The 17167-nt window shown below is 40.2% G+C and carries 16 protein-coding genes and 1 tRNA gene; 4 read left to right on the top strand and 13 right to left on the bottom strand.

Annotation, left to right across the window (positions count from 1 at the left end; genetic code table 11):
* Nucleotides 1-36: 36 nt before the first annotated feature.
* Entirely contained in the window at nucleotides 37-603 is a 567-nt protein-coding gene (locus A9479_RS00995; protein WP_028834352.1) for a Crp/Fnr family transcriptional regulator, read from the bottom strand.
* A 6-nt stretch (nucleotides 604-609) separates the two neighbouring features.
* The gene (locus A9479_RS00990) at nucleotides 610-1644 is read right to left on the bottom strand and encodes a nitronate monooxygenase family protein (protein WP_028834353.1); all 1035 of its coding nucleotides are present in this window, start codon (nucleotides 1642-1644) and stop codon (nucleotides 610-612) included.
* Nucleotides 1645-1844: 200 nt separating this feature from the next.
* Here A9479_RS00990 and A9479_RS00985 point away from each other — a divergent pair, with 200 nt between their 5' ends.
* Nucleotides 1845-3221 carry an NAD-dependent succinate-semialdehyde dehydrogenase gene (locus A9479_RS00985; protein ID WP_064662474.1) on the top strand — a complete coding sequence of 459 codons (1377 nt, stop codon included), beginning with the start codon at nucleotides 1845-1847 and terminating at the stop codon, nucleotides 3219-3221.
* A 71-nt stretch (nucleotides 3222-3292) separates the two neighbouring features.
* Here the strand turns inward: A9479_RS00985 and A9479_RS00980 are convergent, their stop codons facing one another.
* The 4 genes from A9479_RS00980 to A9479_RS00965 all read right to left on the bottom strand — a co-directional run bounded on the left by A9479_RS00980 (nucleotide 3293) and on the right by A9479_RS00965 (nucleotide 5743).
* Nucleotides 3293-3829, bottom strand: coding sequence for a DUF924 family protein (locus A9479_RS00980; RefSeq protein WP_028834354.1), 537 nt, complete (start codon nucleotides 3827-3829; stop codon nucleotides 3293-3295).
* A gap of 132 nt (nucleotides 3830-3961) precedes the next feature.
* The gene (locus A9479_RS00975) at nucleotides 3962-5041 is read right to left on the bottom strand and encodes an endonuclease/exonuclease/phosphatase family protein (protein ID WP_064662473.1); all 1080 of its coding nucleotides are present in this window, start codon (nucleotides 5039-5041) and stop codon (nucleotides 3962-3964) included.
* A gap of 9 nt (nucleotides 5042-5050) precedes the next feature.
* Nucleotides 5051-5422 carry a hypothetical protein gene (locus A9479_RS00970; RefSeq protein WP_064662472.1) on the bottom strand — a complete coding sequence of 124 codons (372 nt, stop codon included), beginning with the start codon at nucleotides 5420-5422 and terminating at the stop codon, nucleotides 5051-5053.
* Between the two features lie 72 nt (nucleotides 5423-5494).
* Entirely contained in the window at nucleotides 5495-5743 is a 249-nt protein-coding gene (locus tag A9479_RS00965; protein WP_013464176.1) for a TIGR03643 family protein, read from the bottom strand.
* Between the two features lie 143 nt (nucleotides 5744-5886).
* On the opposite strand from A9479_RS00965, the gene A9479_RS00960 reads away from it, so the two are divergent.
* Both A9479_RS00960 and A9479_RS00955 read left to right on the top strand, forming a co-directional pair.
* Nucleotides 5887-6543, top strand: a complete 657-nt coding sequence (locus A9479_RS00960) for a YoaK family protein (protein WP_064662471.1) — start codon at nucleotides 5887-5889, stop codon at nucleotides 6541-6543.
* Between the two features lie 56 nt (nucleotides 6544-6599).
* On the top strand, nucleotides 6600-8669 hold the full coding sequence (locus tag A9479_RS00955) for a TonB-dependent receptor (protein ID WP_064662470.1): 2070 nt from the start codon (nucleotides 6600-6602) through the stop codon (nucleotides 8667-8669).
* Between the two features lie 58 nt (nucleotides 8670-8727).
* Here the strand turns inward: A9479_RS00955 and A9479_RS00950 are convergent, their stop codons facing one another.
* The 5 genes from A9479_RS00950 to A9479_RS00930 form a co-directional block, all read right to left on the bottom strand.
* The gene (locus A9479_RS00950) at nucleotides 8728-9867 is read right to left on the bottom strand and encodes a Na/Pi symporter (RefSeq protein WP_064662469.1); all 1140 of its coding nucleotides are present in this window, start codon (nucleotides 9865-9867) and stop codon (nucleotides 8728-8730) included.
* A 402-nt stretch (nucleotides 9868-10269) separates the two neighbouring features.
* The gene (locus A9479_RS00945; RefSeq protein WP_064662468.1) at nucleotides 10270-11262 is read right to left on the bottom strand and encodes a fatty acid desaturase; all 993 of its coding nucleotides are present in this window, start codon (nucleotides 11260-11262) and stop codon (nucleotides 10270-10272) included.
* Between the two features lie 165 nt (nucleotides 11263-11427).
* Nucleotides 11428-12237, bottom strand: coding sequence for an ABC transporter substrate-binding protein (locus tag A9479_RS00940; RefSeq protein WP_064662467.1), 810 nt, complete (start codon nucleotides 12235-12237; stop codon nucleotides 11428-11430).
* Nucleotide 12238: 1 nt separating this feature from the next.
* Nucleotides 12239-13519 carry a GGDEF domain-containing protein gene (locus tag A9479_RS00935; RefSeq protein ID WP_064662466.1) on the bottom strand — a complete coding sequence of 427 codons (1281 nt, stop codon included), beginning with the start codon at nucleotides 13517-13519 and terminating at the stop codon, nucleotides 12239-12241.
* A 500-nt stretch (nucleotides 13520-14019) separates the two neighbouring features.
* Nucleotides 14020-14104 (bottom strand) — tRNA-Leu (locus A9479_RS00930).
* A 271-nt stretch (nucleotides 14105-14375) separates the two neighbouring features.
* On the opposite strand from A9479_RS00930, the gene A9479_RS00925 reads away from it, so the two are divergent.
* Nucleotides 14376-14876, top strand: a complete 501-nt coding sequence (locus A9479_RS00925) for an RDD family protein (protein ID WP_064662465.1) — start codon at nucleotides 14376-14378, stop codon at nucleotides 14874-14876.
* Between the two features lie 114 nt (nucleotides 14877-14990).
* Here the strand turns inward: A9479_RS00925 and lptG are convergent, their stop codons facing one another.
* Complete coding sequence (gene lptG / locus A9479_RS00920; protein ID WP_016900139.1) at nucleotides 14991-16058, bottom strand: LPS export ABC transporter permease LptG; 1068 nt, start codon at nucleotides 16056-16058, stop codon at nucleotides 14991-14993.
* Nucleotides 16055-17167, bottom strand: coding sequence for an LPS export ABC transporter permease LptF (gene lptF / locus A9479_RS00915; RefSeq protein ID WP_029609988.1), 1113 nt, complete (start codon nucleotides 17165-17167; stop codon nucleotides 16055-16057). The genes lptG and lptF overlap by 4 nt, the downstream gene beginning before the upstream one ends.

Raw genomic sequence — 17167 nt, 5'->3', positions numbered from 1 at the left:
AAATGAGGAGTGTATAGTGCTTTATATAAACAGCACTTAACTTAAGTTAAGTCGCTTACGAATTCGTGATAACGAAATGGCCGAAATACCTATATACATAGCCACTTGGCTTAAGCTTAACTGCGCCAACCAATGCGGTTTATGTTTAAGCAAGTAACAGTATCGCTGCTCGGGGCTGTTGAGTAATAAAAATGCTTCTTTGGCTTCTTTAAATATTAGTTGCTGCGCAATGAGTTGCTGCTTAATGAGTTGGTACTGTGCTTGCTCAAATAGTGTTAGCGGTACTTTAATTACACTTGCCTCATTAATTACTTTTAATTGGTAAAAAGCGGGGCTTGAGGTCATCCAATTGGCAAACAGCAATGCAAACTCATTTTTAAAATAAAACTCTTTGCATTTTTGCCCGCCATCAATATCATCATGAATAGCACCTAAAACCCCCTCCACAATTAAATAGCCATAACGCTGTACATCGCCTTGGGGCAATAACACGGTATTGCGCGCGACAAGCTGTTGAGGGTAAATACCTGCCAATTGTGTTTTAAGCTTATTTATAAGCACTTCATAACTATCGCCAAGCGATAAAAGTGGGTTATCAGACATTAAACATTACCATTTTTCCATTAAAATATGCGTAATATCCGCAGCTGATACCCCCACCCGAGGCACATACTTTTGACCACACCATAAAGGCGAAAAATCACTTTGGCCTGCTTTTTCAGCGCATGTTCTTAATGCAGTTATTGCGCTACTAGCGTGAGGAAACGAAGGCACGCCCTCAGGCATAGTACCTAACTCGAGCATGACGCGATTTTGAATACCCCGCGCAGCTCGACCTGAAAACAAAGTAGTTAGTGCGGTGCTATCTTGAGCCTGCTCTAAAATAGCTTGCTGATGTAAAGCAGATGTTTTTGCCTCTTTACATAATAAATAAGCGCTACCAACTTGAACTCCACTGGCTCCCAGCGCTTTCATATGCTTTACATCATCTGGCGTTGCAATACCTCCTGCAGCAATAATCGGTAATGATAAATGCTCAACACAACGCTTAACTAACTGCTCAGTGGTTTGTTGTAAGCTTAAATCCATTGATAAAAAATGCCCTCGATGCCCTCCAGCTTCTAAACCCTGAGCAATAACAGCATCAGCGCCATTTTCACTGAGCCAAATAGCTTCATCTAAAGTGGTCGCCGTTGAAATTACTTTAGTGCCCCAGCTTTTTATTTGCGCCACAATAGCGTGCTTAGGTAAACCAAAATGAAAACTCACAACCGCCGGTTTATAGGGTGCAATAATATCAACAACGGCTTGGTTTATAGGCTGACGGGATGCCCCTGCGGTTAAACTTTGCGGGTCAATTTCATACTCTGTAAAATAAGGGGTAAGCATATTATGCCATTGCTGCTTTTGTTGGCTGGTGTAATCAGTAACCGTGTGACAAAAAAAGTTTAGATTAAATGGTTTATCTGTTTTTTGAGTAAGTAAGTCGAGCTGTTCAACTAACTGTGCTGGCGATAACATAGCGCAAGGCAACGACCCTAGCCCGCCAGCTTCACAAACGCTTGCAGCCAATTCAACGTTTTGTACGCCCGCCATAGGCGCTTGAATAAGAGGTAAATCGATATTAAACAATGACTGTATCATCTAACTACTCCCTGTAACTTTTTCAACAACTTGCAGTATTTACAGAACCATAGCAAAAACAACGAACAAACAAAATCTAGATTTTTGTATAAAGTAATATAAAAACCATTATTAACAAAAAGTTATGAATTTTTATAAACTATCGCCCAACTGGCTTTGGTTTTGCACCTACCCTATTACATAATTTGTTAGGAGGTAAAATGAGTAACACAGTAGATACGATCAATCCCGCAACCGAGCAAGTCATCAATAGCTATACGCTGCTTTCTCAAGCTCAAGCAGAACAAGTGATCGAAAAGTCTCATGAAACATACTTAACATGGCGATTAACCTCGTTTACTGAGCGCGCTAAATACCTGAATAAGCTAGCCTCTTTATTTGAAGAGCAAAAAGAAGCGCTTGCTAAACTGATGACCGAAGAAATGGGTAAAGTGTACGAACAAGGCTTTCAAGAAGTGCAGCTTTGTGCTGACATTTGCCGTTATACCGCAGAACATGGCGCCGATATGCTGAGCGACGAAGAACGCGATATGCAAGGCGGTCGTGCAATTATAAGTTATCGCCCCACTGGCGTGTTGCTAGGTATTCAGCCATGGAACTTCCCACTTTATCAAGTTATTAGATACAGTGCCGCAAATATTATGGCGGGTAATACCACGGTATTAAAACACGCGGGCAATGTATTTGGTATGGCAGAAAAAATAGATACCTTATTTAAACAAGCTGGGTTCCCTGAGCATTGCTTTAGTAACTTACTAATTGACGGAAAAACAGCCAGCGCACTTATCTCTCATAAACACATTAGTGGCGTTACCTTCACAGGAAGTGATGGCACAGGTAAAAAAGTAGCTGAGCAGGCCGGTAAGCACGTTAAAAAAACGGTATTGGAGCTTGGCAGTAACGATGCTTATGTTGTACTTGATGATGCCGACCTTGCACTAGCAGTTAAAACCTGTTTACAAGGCCGTATTATTAACAATGGGCAAACCTGTGTGGCTGCCAAGCGCTTTGTGGTAGTTGACTCATTATACAATGACTTTAAAGAAGCGCTGAGCCAGCAATTTAAAGCAATTAAAATGGGCGACCCTATGGATAAAGATACGGAACTGGGTCCTATGGCACGCGAAGATTTACGCGACAAAATTCATCAGCAAGTGCAAGACTCGGTAAATGCAGGCGCAAAAGTAATTGTAGGCGGCGAAATTCCGCAGCAAACAGGCTATTACTACCCACCTACCGTGTTAGAAAATTTATCACCAGGGATGCCTGCATACGATGACGAATTATTTGGCCCTGTGGCATCTTTGATTAAAGCCAAAGATAATGATGACGCTATGCGTATTGCCAACGACTCCCGTTATGGACTAGGCGGCGGTATCTTTTCAAAAGATGAGAAAAAAGCCATTGAGCTGGCTAAAAAGCATTTTGATACCGGTATGATCAACATAAACGGTTACGGACTGGCACAACCGAACCTACCATTTGGCGGTGTTAAAGACAGTGGCTATGGCAGAGAACATGGCGGCTTTGGTATTCGCGAGTTTGTGAATGTTAAAAACATCATGATTAATAGCTAATATCAGGTATCTGGTTAATAAAACTAAACACCGCGCTTGTAATAAACGCGGTGTTTTTTTGCCTGATGAATCTAAAAACCTGAATTGGGCTGTTTTAAAAACTCGCGTTCTTCTTCTGTAGACTCCCGCCCCAGTATTTTATTACGATGCGGGTAACGATTAAATTTATCGATAATCGCTTTATGTTGATACTCAAAGTCTAAGTTATTTTGAATACCTAACGCCTTAAATAGCCGGACTGCTTCCTTATGAATTAACTGCGATTCGCTGTGCATAAAAGGCATATACAAAAATACTCGCTGCTCATCCGTCAACTTCTTATCAAACCCTTTTGTAATGGCCGATTGTGCTAACGCTAAAGCCATTGAATCACAGGCGAATGATGCTGGCTTGTCACGATAAATATTTCGCGAGAACTGATCAAGCACGATAATTTCAGCTAGGCTGCCTAATGCACTCTCACGCCATTGAAATAACTCACTCGCACTCGCTTGCTGGTGTAATTGGCCAAAACGAGCCTGAATCATCAAATCAAACGCCTCATCTTTTTGCCACCACTGCTTAGGCTCAAGCTCTGCAAACCAAAAGTCGATAATTTCATTAAACATAATGAATCTCTTTGTTAATTAACACTCAACTAAGTAGCTCGCTATATAAAATCCCGCAAATTTAAAAGCACGACCCTAATGTATTAATTTTGCCTTTCGCCTAAAGCCTTTAACCTAACATCTGTACTTCATCTAGCCTTTTTCAAACCTAGGCACTTTACGTTTATCGGCTTTGCTCATAGCAAGCTCTTGTATATCTTGCTGCTTTTGCTCACTTGGTTTTGTTTCTAGGGATTGCTGATTAGCATCTTCATAAACAAGTTCGGTAAGCAGAGCAAAGTGATCGGAGCCATATTTAGCAAGACGTTTGATACGCTTTACAGTAAAACCTGTAGAGTGAAATAAGTGATCGAGCGGCCAGCGCATAAAAAAGTAACCAGCATGAAAAGTGTTAAAAAAACCACGGCCTTTACGGGGGTCTAAAAAGCCACTGATTTGCATAAATAAACGGGTGCTGCGTGACCAAGCTACATCATTTAAATCGCCGGCGACTATCGTCGGGCGGCTTGGATTTTTAAGCGCTTTAGCCACCATTATTAGTTCGCTATCGCGCGGACGCGATGAATCTTTTTCTGTTGGGCTCGGTGGGGCAGGATGAATAAAGTGGCCTTGCATTTTTAGCCCTTGATGATTTTCAAACAAAATATGAATAGAGGGAATATTATCTTCTATGAGTTCACAAATTTGTGCATCGAGTATGTTAAATTTACTAAAGACATGCATGCCGTAGCGGTTATCTTTTGGGCACTGTACTTGATAAGGGTAGTTTTTTTTAAGCACGGACAATTTATCTTGCCACCAACTATCGCTTTCTAAGGTGATAAGTAAATCGGGCTGATATTTATCGACTAAGTTGATTAACTGCTCACTATGTCGATTCGACATCAGTACATTAGCGGATAAGATTCTGATGCTATGATCACTACTTTTTGGCGCTGTTAATACTTCTTTTTTAGCAAACCAAGTGTAGGGATAAATCCACTTAGCTTGAAGCGCACAAATAATTAAAGCAACAGCCGCTATTAATGAGTATGCAATAAAGTCGATTTGCCACATACCTATTAGTGCAACGATAATTACAGCGCTTGCTAGGTAGCACACCTGCAAGCGCACAAAGTCGCAACTACGTATCAAGTAATGCTGACTGTATGACAGGGGTAATAAGGTTATTAATAACAACAAGCCAGTAACTATGACCAATACAGTGAGCATTTATAAATCCTAATAGCGCTGTAAAATAGAGAGTATTTCACGAGTGTCGTGCACTAGATGAATAATAGTGCGATCAACTTCTATTCGCACCGTGCCTCGTTCTCGGTCTATTACTCTAGCACGCTTATAAATATCACGCTCGAGGATATCGCCTTGATGATAACGGGTGTGCCATCCTGGTGGAGTCCACCCTTGGCGAATTAAATGCCTTGCTTGTTTTTTAGAGATTCGTTTTTTGTCATGGTATTGGTTATATTTATGCTTTTTCCAGTGGTGTTTATTAGCATGCTTATTTTCATGTTTGTCTTTGTGAGGCACTGCAAATGCGTTTGTTGCCGTTAGCGTAAAAACCATTAATAAAATACTTATTAGTGTTTTCATGGCTGTTCTCCAGTGTGGTTATTACTGAAGATTATTAACGCTTAAGCCTGAACAACACATGAAACCCTAAAGTTAGCGCTGTTTGTACTGTGTTTTACAATGACTGCGCATAATCGCGGGGTCGCGCAACTTTAGGTGTTTAGTTTTACGCCCGGCATGGCGCTTACGCCACACTTTAAATGAGCCACTAGATATGTGGTCACGCATAAAATTAACTAATTGAGAGTAATTTAGCCCATAAAGATTTTCAATGGCTTCAAACGGTGTTCTATCTTCCCATGCCATTTCTATAATCCGTGATTGCTGTTCTTGGTTAAACATATTTATTCCAAATTGGGTTAATACGCAAAAGTTAAATTTAGCGATCATCACTTGGTTGTGATGTTAAAAATATAACCTCTTTTTATTTATTAACTTTAATTAAGTGTATGATAAACCTACATACTGAAACTGGGGCTTAAAGGATGTTTACAAAACTACCTAAGTGGGTTGAATATGGTGCATTTACCCTCGCTTTTATTGCCGGTATGGTAAACGCTGTAGGCTTATTAGGATTTGAACAGCAAGCAATTTCTCATGTTTCGGGGTCGATTACCTCATTAGCTATTGAACTTACTACCAACATCAATGCAGCGTTATTTTTAATTGCGATTGTACTGAGTTTTATATTTGGCTCGGCATTAACAGGCTTAATGCTTTCAGGCGGTTCACTTAAGCTAGGCCGCCATTACGATACGCTCTTATTTATTGAGGGTATTTTACTACTGGTAAGCGCACAGCTACTTCAACATTCGTATCCTTACTCACTTACACTCGCCTCTGCCGCCTGCGGCTTACAAAATGCTTTAGCCACTAACTACAGCGGTGCTGTAGTGCGTACCACTCATTTAACCGGTATTTTTACCGATTTGGGTTTGATGTTTGGTAAAGCCCTAAAAGGAGAAGCTTTTGACAATAGAAAATGCTTGGTCTTTGTATTAATTATTGCCGGTTTTTTAACCGGTGGAGTGGTAGGCGTATTGCTATTTAAACATTACTCAGTGCTCACTTTAGTTTTTCCGGGTATTTTTTGTATTGTTTTATCGATTACTTATCGGGTTTATAGGTTGAGTGTGCTTTAACCAATTCACAAAATCCCCTACCCTAAACTTATCAAATTGCCGATGTGCTGGAATTTATGAAATATTACTATTTACCCCCTTTATTGTTATGCAGTCAGTTAAGTTTAATTAATAGTGCGTGTGCTGAAGATACCGCGCAATCAATTGAACGTATCACCACCACAGCATCACGTAGTGAAGCGCTTTCCACCCCATTACCTTTGGTGATCAGTGTCTTAAGCGAATCACAGCTTGAGCTTATTGCCCCTACCCATGTAGAAGAAGCACTGCAACGCGTTGCAGGTGCCAATGTACAACGTGGTAATGGTCAAGAGTATTTACCCGCCCTGCGCTCGCAGGTGCTTTCTGGTACGGGGGCTTGTGGAGGGATTTTAACTGCTGAAGATGGTATTGCACTTCGTGCAGCTGGGTTTTGTAATATTAATGAGCTGTTTGAAGCACATAGTGAGATGGCAAAGCGTATTGAAGTATTAAAAGGCCCAGGCTCTGCACTGTATGGCTCAAATGCAGTGCATGGCGTAATTAACGTCATTACACCAGACACGACCCAAGGTGGTGGTTTGCTGGGTGTTGATTATGGCTCTTACGGTTATGCTCGCTATAAATTGCGTGCAGGCCATGCTATGGATAATTCAGGGTTCGGTATTAATGCCAGCTTTACCGATGATGGCGGTTACCGAGATGATGAAAGCATTAAACAACAAAAAATAAATGTGCGACATCGATACGCTAACAACAACTTAAGTTTAATATCGGGGTTGACCTATACCGACTTAGACCAACAAACCGCAGGATATATTAGTGGCTTTCAAAGCTATAGAGATGAAGATATTGCACAGCAAAATTTTGATCCTGACGCCTTTAGAAAAGCCCGAACGCTCAGGGCTTGGAGTAAAGCAAGCTGGCAATTAGGAGAAAACACGCTTGTTGTTACTCCTTATATTCGTGACCAAAGCATGGACTTTTTCAAACACTTTTTACCCGGTACTCCGCTCGAAAAAAACAGTCAAACGGGGTTTGGCCTACAATCGCTTTATCAACATTATGTGAACGACAATACGAACTTAAAGCTTGGCTTTGATGGTGAGTTTACCCAAGCCGATTTTTTACAAACCCAAGATAACCCCACCCAAGGCTCTGCGTTTTTAGTAGCCACAGTGCCGCAAGGTAAACATTACGATTACCAGGTTGACGCCACCTTATATGCTCCATTTGCCGCTATTGATTGGCAACTAAATAATTGGCTTATAACCGCAGGACTGCGTTATGAGCACATGCAATATGACTATCAAAATAATATGCTTGCAGGGCGTACAAAAGAGGATGGCAGCGAATGTGGTTTTGGTGGCTGTCGTTATAGTCGCCCCGAAAGCACTAAAAATAGCTTTAATAATCTTTCGCCAAAACTCGGTGTGAGCTATCAGCTTAATATTAACAATACACTATACGCTAACTTTTCAAGAGGCTATCGAGCCCCCCAAGCGGCTGAGCTCTATCAATTACAACGCGAGCAAAGTACTGCCGACTTAGACGCAGAAATAGCTAATAATGCTGAGATGGGTATTAAAGGGGTGTACAACAATACTCGCTATGGCTTATCGATGTATGCGATGAGCAAGCACAATACCATCTACCGCGACAGTGACTTTTTTACTGTTAATGACGGCCAAACTCGGCATCGCGGTATTGAGCTTGAATTAGCGCATAGCTTTAATCAGCACTTATCTGTTAATTTTGCAGGCACCTATGCCAAGCATACGTACTCGAATGAGCAAGTTATTGGCAGCATTAACATTAAAGGTAACGATATTGATACCGCACCTCGAAAGGTTGCTAATATCGATTTTAACTGGCAAGCCAACGAGAGTATTAGCCTTGCGCTGCAATGGCACTATGTTAGCCGCTACTTTACCGACCCTGAAAACTTACATGAATATCAAGGCCACGATATTTTAAGCTTGCGCGGCCAGTGGCAAATTAGTCCACAGCTATTACTGAGTGCCCGAATTATAAACTTAACTAACACTGCCTACGCTGAGCGCGCCGATTACACCAGCTTTACTGGGGATCGTTACTTCCCAGGTAAACCACGTAATGCCATGTTGTCTGTAAGTTACCAGTGGTAAAACAAAAAATGCGCTATATAAATTATATAGCGCATTCCTTTTATACGTTTATTTCTGCTTATCGAACGGCCAGTACAATTAAACCAGGCACCACAAAGAACGATCCTAGTATATAGCCTAATGCTGCTGATTTATTATTTGTACCAATTTCGGCTAGCTTTTCAGCAAGTTTAAGCGGTATTTCACGCAGCACAGGAACGCCGTAAATAAGTGCAACTGCAAATACATTAAACATAACGTGTACCAATGCAATTGTTAGCGCAACCTCAGCCATAGGCCCTGTAATTGATGTGGCCGCTAATAAAGCAGTAATGGTTGTACCAATGTTAGCTCCCAGTGTGAATGGGTAAATTTGACGCGTAGTAAACACACCACTTCCAGCAAGTGGGATCATCAAACTGGTTGTCGTTGATGATGACTGAACCATAATTGTTACTGCCGCACCTGATGTGATACCCGCGATAGGCCCGCGCCCAATGGCTCCATGCAGTATATCTTTTGCAGTGCCAACCAGCGCTTTTTTGAGTAATTTACCTAATGTAGTTACGGCAAATAAAATCAAACAAATACCTGCAATAACCATCGCTGCACCTAGCATTTTTGTATCTAAAAAACTAAATGCATCTTTTATTACGCCAACAGCTGGTTTTACGAGTGGTTTAATAAAGTTGTAGCTCTTTAATGATAAGTCGGCATCACCAATAAATAAGAGCGATAAAGCAGCAGACATTTTTTGCAGCAAACCAAACATTATTTCTAGCGGTAAAAATATAATAACGGCAAATAAATTAAAGAAATCATGAACAGTTGATGCCGCAAATGCACGTTGGAACTCTTCTTTAGAGCGAATATGGCCAATAGACACTAAGGTGTTAGTAATAGTAGTACCAATATTTGCACCCATCACCATTGGAATAGCAATACTTAACGGTAAACCGCCAGCAACTAGCCCCACTATAACTGAGGTAACCGTTGATGATGATTGCACTAAAGCGGTTGCTAAAGCACCTAATAATAATGCGATAAACGGGTTGGTTGCGAATGCAAAAATCTCTTTCGCTCCCTCAGTACCGCCCGACGCTAATTTAAAACCACCACTGACAGTGCCAACGGCTACAAGGACTAAATAAACTAAAAAGGCGATAGCAGCCCAGTTAAGCGTTTTTATTAATAGCGTATTGCGCTTTGATTCACTCATGTTTAAATCTCAGTTTTGTCTTACCGATTATGGCATTTTGATGACGTTTTTTTTTCAGAGCGCATTAGAACACCTAAATATTACAGAAATATTTCAATTCGATTAACGTGCTTTTTTATTCATAACATAAAAACATAAGGGTGAAAAATTGAGTATAAGGCAAGCCATAACTTTAAAAACAATCAATTAAAATCAAAAAATTAAACTTATTATTCAATTACATAACAAAGCGCTAAGTGGCATCAATTAAGGACTAAATTTAAAAAGGTCTGAGTAATAGATTAAGTTGGTATTAAAGGGAAGTTTTATAAGCTTTATCTGACTTTACTAGGGGTATTGCCTAGCCTTAGGCTAGGCAAGGTTAATAAAGCAGCAACCTCGAAGATTGAGTAAAAACGAGCTTTATGATTGATACAAATTAGCTTTTTTTATACTAGCAAAATCATTAAAACGCACACCGTGCTGGCGCATCACTTCAAGAATTTTTTTGCTAATCATTTGACGTAAATAAAACGGCTGATTCGGCACAAAATGATGAATAGTATGAGTATGCCCAAAGTTAAAACAAAACAAATTAAACGGCATAAACAAACGGCTAGTAATTACGTGAGTTTGCTCAAGCATATTATTAACACCGCCGTAATAATGCATACTGGAGGTAACAAAATTAAGTGAGCTCGAACGTACAATGTTAGGCACTATCAGCACCACCATTAAAAACTCGAACACATTCATTACATCGAGCAATAATGCCGGTGAGTCAGCCGCAATCGGGGTAAATAAATTAATTAAATGAAACGCTATCACACTGTATAAAATAGCAAAATAAGCAGTAGTAATTGGAAAACCTGCGTTAAACACTTTAAAAAAGCTAAATCCTTTAATTTCTTTACTAAAACGTTTTGCGTTAATTAATAAACCAAGCAATCCATCAACAATCACCAATGCACGTAAAAACGGGTTTTTAATACCATTACCTACCAAACGTTCTTCTAGGTCTTGCTCAGTGCCCGACGTTTTGTGGTGATGCAAATGCATCTTGCGACGATACCACGGGCTAATCGTATTAGGGCGCATCAACCACACAGTAAACATCATAAAATTGTGTAAAAAAGGCTGGTTGCGAAAGTACTGCTTATGAATAAGATCGTGCTCAAGCTCGTGCGAAATAGAGGTGGCTATAGCGGCTAATATAATACAAAGCCAAGCAGGGATAATGGCAAAGTAATACAAAGTACCCACCCCAATTAACGCACTTAGCGAGAGCAATAAGATAGCCATTCCCAAGGTGTTTTGATGCATTAACAATGGATGTTTTTGACGAAGCAGCGCTTCTTCAGCCTTAATCGCTTTAACAATGGCTTGAATATTCTGTTTTGCGGTCAATTGAGTCATGATGTTTTATTCGCAACAAGAGGTTGAGGTATATAATATCCGAGTAAAAAACTCAGTACAAAGTAATTTAATACTAATTAATTTACGGGGAAAAAAAGTATAAGATCATAATCAAATTAAATATCTCACTTTCTTAGCGCGTGCTATTGGGGCATTTTAAAGCACTTATAAAGCCACATTATACTTTTTAAGAAGCATTTTTTGTTTATCTCCCTTGATAGATAAACGGCCACTGTTCCATATATTTATTAGCGTTTGCCTTCTTTCTGCGGGCATTTTATTTGAAAAAATAGGTATTTCAACCAATTTATTTTCTAAGCCTGGACGCACTATTTTTAATCCATTGTTCCAATCAAATCGATTCAACATGTACTGTAAAACCAGCATATTATCTGCATATAGATCGATTCTTCCCGCTTTAATCATCTGAAAAATCCGTTCTACCACATCGCTAGAGCCCGCGATTACTTCCACTAAATCAGAATTATTTGGATCATCAATATAATTTTGATAATCAACACTTACCGAGCTGTAATCCCACCCAGGCCCTGTTGCAACACGCTTTCCTTGTATAGATTGAATCCCATCATAGCGCCAGGATTCATCTTGCCTAACAACAAAAGCAGTTGGATATGCAAATGTTGCCTCTGTGGCGTACTCGAAACTCACTTCGGTGTCTTGCGAAAATAAATATTCTGGCAACATATCGCAAAGACCATCCGCAACCATATCGAGTCCCCTTGCCAAAGGCACTTCGTAATATTCTAATTGATAGCCTTTTGATGTATATATTTGCTCTAGCATATCAATCACAAAGCCGCGGGCAGGAAAACCCTCTGACGGAAATATGGTCATAGGAGGCCATTGGTCGTAGCAAACTTTTAATGTATTGGCATGACTAAAGTTACCTATACCCAATGCTAACAATAAGGATATAAGCAGCACTTGAGAGATCTTTTTTTTATCTTTAAACATTCTATTTTTCAACACGATCACGCCCTTTATCTTTAGCGCAGTAAAGCTTCAAGTCAGCGACTTTGAATAACTCAATAACTGAGCAGTCTTTTAGCTCGGATGAGGCAACGCCTTGGCTTACAGTATAGATTACAGTCTCACCATCAACTTCTAAGGTTGAATCAACCACAGCCTTTCTTATTTTATTAGCGAGTTTGAACGCGTTATCAAGCCCTGTATTTGGAAGAAATAGTGCAAACTCCTCTCCACCCACTCTACCAATAAGGTCAGACTCTCTTATCATGCTCTGAGCTGTGTCGGTAAAATGAATAAGCACCTTATCACCAACAAAATGTCCATACGTATCGTTAATGTTTTTAAAGTAATCTAAGTCAATTAAAATAAAAGATGCGGGTAATTTCTGTCGCTGAGAAAGTTCTAGCAAATGATTTGCTGTATCAAAAAAGCTCCCCCGATTTAAAGTACCCGTTAGAGAGTCTCTTGTTGCAAGCGTTTTAAGTTTTTCATTTAATACTTGTAGATCTTTTGTACGTTTTGTAACGGCCTCTTCCAGCCAATCTCGCTTAGATTTTTCATCCTCGAGTAATCGCTCCCGATCCCTTTCCATACTAAAGAGCATCGTATTCATATGATCTTGGAGCTGGCTGAGCTCGTTGTTTTCAATATGTGAAAGATTGATCCGTTTACGTGTATTTTTACTTGATTGGACCTCATTAACTTGTTGCATCAATTCTTTTAAAGGCCTGGCTAGGTAACGATCGAAAGCCCAAATAAATAACCCAAACAAAATTGATAATTTTATCATTGCAGTAATAGCAATTAAGAAAAAACCAAATAAAACACGATCTAAAACCACCTCAGACGATGAATAGAGCACCAAAGTGCCAAGAAAAATCCGTTTACCATTAAGCGTCCAATACAACTCAGATTTAGTTTCAAAAATTGAGAGAGGAAGTGAGGCTTGAGTGTAAGAACGTTTAGAAATCATGCTTTTGCCATGTTTGTCAAAAACATCAACTCCCTCAATAACCGGCATTTTAATAAGCCCATCAACGAGTACACCTAACTGTGTTTGGTCATATTGCCACAAACTCGTCGAAACAGGACCCTGAACAGTTTCTTGCAACTGTTTTAATTCATAGGAGATTGAGTTTTGTGTTTTTAAGTATTCAGTTAAAAACTGCATGCTTGTTATGAGGCAGGTTACAAACAAGTAGATAGAGAAAATAACGCGCATCATTTTTTTAGATAAACTGTTTGGACTACGGTAACTTGCAAACATTAACAATGGCACTTCTTAATAAACTTTATAGTTGAGCTTAGGTTAATTACATTCTTAATGGAAGCAAAGAACAGCATAAGGAATAAGTGTTCTCATTTCTGGCGGCTTTAGGCAACTCAAATTTGAGGCATAAAAAAACCCCTGCTAAATCTAGCAAGGGCTATAAAAAGTGGTACCAGCGGCCGGACTTTTACTTATAACAGCGGCACCTCACGTGCCGCTCAAGTCCAGCCACTCAAATTTAAGGCATAAAAAAACCCCAACCAATTTGGTCGGGGCTATAACGTATATAGCTGAATAAATAATTCATCCCTGAAGCTGCATCCATCGTTCATCCATGAACTCACTTCGAGTCACTGCGAAACTACGTTTCGGTTCACTCTCACCCAGCAGCCGGACTTTTACTTATAACAGCGGCACCTCACGTGCCGCTCAAGTTCAGCCACTCAAATTTGAGGCATAAAAAAACCCCTGCTAAATCTAGCAGGGGCTATAAAAAGTGGTACCAGCGGCCGGACTTGAACCGGCACGCCTTGCGGCAGGGGATTTTGAATCCCCCATGTATACCAATTTCATCACGCTGGCATCATTTTTCTTTAACCTTCTAAACACGAGAAGATAAAGAAAAACCACTTTAGAGTGAAAAATTATGTACCCTCTTCCATCTCATTGCTTAGCATTATACAAACAATAAGCAAAGCGGCAAGCGTTTTATGTATTAAGCATGATCAACCGCTTAACATTTAGGCACCCATTAACATTTGAGCCAATATCGAGTTAAGCACGTAGCGTAATAGGTAGTATTTGACGACTTATTTGCTAAACTATCGCGCACATTAACAGTGAGAGTATATTTATGTTGGCTGAGTTTCCACGGGCAGGGTTTTGGCGCCGTTTTGCGTCATTGGTGTACGATACATTAGCTATTATCGCTTTTGCGATGCTAACGGTGGTATTGTATTTATTTGCTATTCAAGGGCTTATTTCCCTTGATGTTATTGCTCTTAATGGCGCTGAAGATGTCTCAGCACGTATTCAGGACTCACTGTTACTTTCAGGGATTCGCAGCTCACTGTTAGTTCTGGTTGGTTTGGTGTTTTTTGGTTATTTTTGGACTAAAAGCGGGCAAACAATCGGTATGCGTGCGTGGCGATTAAAAGTACAAACCCATCAGGGAAACTTAATTAGCTGGCCACAAGCCATTATCCGCAGTATCAGCGCATTGCTGGGTTTAGGTAATTTAGTGGTATTAGTGGATTTTAAAAATAAAAAAGCACTACAAGATTACTTATCAAAAACCGAAGTGGTTACGCTCACCAAAGAAGAAAATAAACGCGTTTATCGCGAGCTTGATTGATACCAATCCGCAATAATACTTAATTAAGCGAATTGGTATAACCTCAAGTTAAAGAATAAAAAAACGCGGCGCTTTTTATAAAGGCCGCGTTTTTTATTTAAGCTTTAAATTTAGTTATACCCGCTTATTCATTAAATAAGCTGCAAACCCAGTAAATAAGATACTCGGCAAAACGGCGCCTATAATTGCAGGAATTTGATACACCATTACCACAGGCCCAAATATCTCATTGGTTAGGTGAAACACAATACCGGTTACCACCCCCATAATTATGCGGGCGCCCATAGTTACAGTGCGTAGTGGACCAAATATAAACGATAAAGCAACCAACAACATTACGGCAATAGACACGGGCTGCATTAATTTACGCCAGAGCGCTAAATCATAGGTGCTGGTGTCTTGCTCATTTTGTTGTAAGTAAGCTAAATATGACCATAGCCCGGAAAACGACAGTGATTCTGGTTTTACCGATACCACGCCTAGCTTTTCGGCGGTAAGCTGCGACGGATAAAACTCTTCAGAAACTTGTTCAGTGGTAATTAACTCTTCACTGATCATCACTTTATTTACATCGCGCAATAGCCAACCACTATCTCGCCCTACGGCTTCTTTTGCTTTGGTGATTTGTGTTAGTGATAAAGATTTATCAAAATGATACATATTAACGCCGCGCAGCATGCCATTTTGGTCAACATCTTCAATGTTAATGAAGTTATTACCATCTTTAGCCCATACTCCTTTTTGCGCATTAAACACATCACCACCATGAATCGCTTGATTACGCATTTCCTTAGCGTGCAGCTGTGCAGCAGGAGCGCCCCACTCGCCTAAAGCCATTACGCACAATGCCATAAAAATAGCTGTTTTCATTACTGAGCCAATAATTTGTAAACGCGACATCCCCGCCGCTTGCATTACTACCAACTCACTATTTGAGGCAAGCGCTCCTAATCCAGTTAAGCCACCAATAAGTGCAGCCATAGGAAAAAACACCACTAAATCATCTGGAATACTGTAAATAGTGTACAGCATGGCAGTCATTATATCGTAGCTCCCGCGCCCTACAGATTTAAGCTGCTCAATAAACTTTATTAATGTACTAATACCCACGAGCACCATTAACGCAAACCCTGTGGTTTGCAAAATGCTACGACCTAAGTACCAATCAAGTGTTTTCATCATAGGTTTTGCTCCCGCTTAGTGACGACAGCTTTAAGCCAAGCACCCAATGGACGACCTCTAATAATTAATAAGCTACCAATAAATAATGCACTTAAATGAATCCACCACAGTCCAATTGATGGCGGAATTTTGCCATCCTCTACTGCAAATTTGGCCGCATTAAGTAAAATAAAATAGCCTAAATACAAGCTGATAGCGGGTACCAATTTTGCAAATTTACCTTGGCGAGGGTTTACTACACTCAAAGGCACGGCCAGCAAAGTTAATAACGGAATGGAAAGTGGGATCGCTAAACGCCACTGCCACTGTGCAATTGCTTCGGGAGTATTAATTGACATAAGTTCACGGGTTGGCACAGCTTCTAATTTACGACGTTGATGCTCTATTTCTTGTTCGCGAATTTGTACGCTGTAACCATCAAACTCAGTTAAGTTAAGCGAAGGCGCTTCGCCATCAGTTTCGTAGCGTTTACCATCAGTAAGTACTAACTGCTGCTCACCATTTTGTGCTTCAATTACAACGCCTTGCTCAGCGTATACTAAACGCGCTAAATCGCCTTTTTCACTATCTGGCAACTGCGCAACAAATACTTTATTAAGTTCTTTGCCGCCATTTTCAATATTATGAATAAATACCACGGCTTTTTCGTTACCGGTTTGTTGAAAACGCCCAGCTCTAAGCGCCGATAATCCAGCATCCGCCTTTGCTTGCTCTTTTAATTGATATTCTTGCTCGCTAGCCCAAGGTGCAACATACAAGGTAAGTACCGCGGCGAGTAACGCTAAGATGACACTAGAAATAAGCGTAATGCGCACCACATACCACTCACTCACGCCACAAGCTTTAAGTACTGTCATTTCACTGTCAGCGTAAATACGGCTGTAAGCTAAAATAATTCCTAAAAATAAACTCAGGGGTAAAATTAATGATGCTAACTGTGGCAACTTAAGCGCAATCATTGCGAACACGAGTTTTGCTGGGATACTCCCCTCTGAGGCATCACCAAGAATAACAACAAACTTTTGCGACAAAAATATGGTCATTAAAGTTAAAAATACGGCGACCTGCGATTTTAAAACCTCAGTGGTCAAATAACGGAAAATTAGCAA

The organism is Pseudoalteromonas sp. MQS005 (assembly GCF_001661605.1).
Lineage (GTDB): Bacteria > Pseudomonadota > Gammaproteobacteria > Enterobacterales > Alteromonadaceae > Pseudoalteromonas > Pseudoalteromonas tetraodonis.
This window is presented reverse-complemented; position numbering and strand designations above follow the sequence as displayed.

Coding starts and splice junctions, on each gene's coding strand:
- A9479_RS00995 (WP_028834352.1), bottom strand. CDS start 603: ATGTCTGATAACCCACTTTTATCGCTTGGCGATAGTTATGAAGTGCTT.
- A9479_RS00990 (WP_028834353.1), bottom strand. CDS start 1,644: ATGATACAGTCATTGTTTAATATCGATTTACCTCTTATTCAAGCGCCT.
- A9479_RS00985 (WP_064662474.1), top strand. CDS start 1,845: ATGAGTAACACAGTAGATACGATCAATCCCGCAACCGAGCAAGTCATC.
- A9479_RS00980 (WP_028834354.1), bottom strand. CDS start 3,829: ATGTTTAATGAAATTATCGACTTTTGGTTTGCAGAGCTTGAGCCTAAG.
- A9479_RS00975 (WP_064662473.1), bottom strand. CDS start 5,041: ATGCTCACTGTATTGGTCATAGTTACTGGCTTGTTGTTATTAATAACC.
- A9479_RS00970 (WP_064662472.1), bottom strand. CDS start 5,422: ATGAAAACACTAATAAGTATTTTATTAATGGTTTTTACGCTAACGGCA.
- A9479_RS00965 (WP_013464176.1), bottom strand. CDS start 5,743: ATGTTTAACCAAGAACAGCAATCACGGATTATAGAAATGGCATGGGAA.
- A9479_RS00960 (WP_064662471.1), top strand. CDS start 5,887: ATGTTTACAAAACTACCTAAGTGGGTTGAATATGGTGCATTTACCCTC.
- A9479_RS00955 (WP_064662470.1), top strand. CDS start 6,600: ATGAAATATTACTATTTACCCCCTTTATTGTTATGCAGTCAGTTAAGT.
- A9479_RS00950 (WP_064662469.1), bottom strand. CDS start 9,867: ATGAGTGAATCAAAGCGCAATACGCTATTAATAAAAACGCTTAACTGG.
- A9479_RS00945 (WP_064662468.1), bottom strand. CDS start 11,262: ATGACTCAATTGACCGCAAAACAGAATATTCAAGCCATTGTTAAAGCG.
- A9479_RS00940 (WP_064662467.1), bottom strand. CDS start 12,237: ATGTTTAAAGATAAAAAAAAGATCTCTCAAGTGCTGCTTATATCCTTA.
- A9479_RS00935 (WP_064662466.1), bottom strand. CDS start 13,519: ATGTTTGCAAGTTACCGTAGTCCAAACAGTTTATCTAAAAAAATGATG.
- A9479_RS00925 (WP_064662465.1), top strand. CDS start 14,376: ATGTTGGCTGAGTTTCCACGGGCAGGGTTTTGGCGCCGTTTTGCGTCA.
- lptG (WP_016900139.1), bottom strand. CDS start 16,058: ATGATGAAAACACTTGATTGGTACTTAGGTCGTAGCATTTTGCAAACC.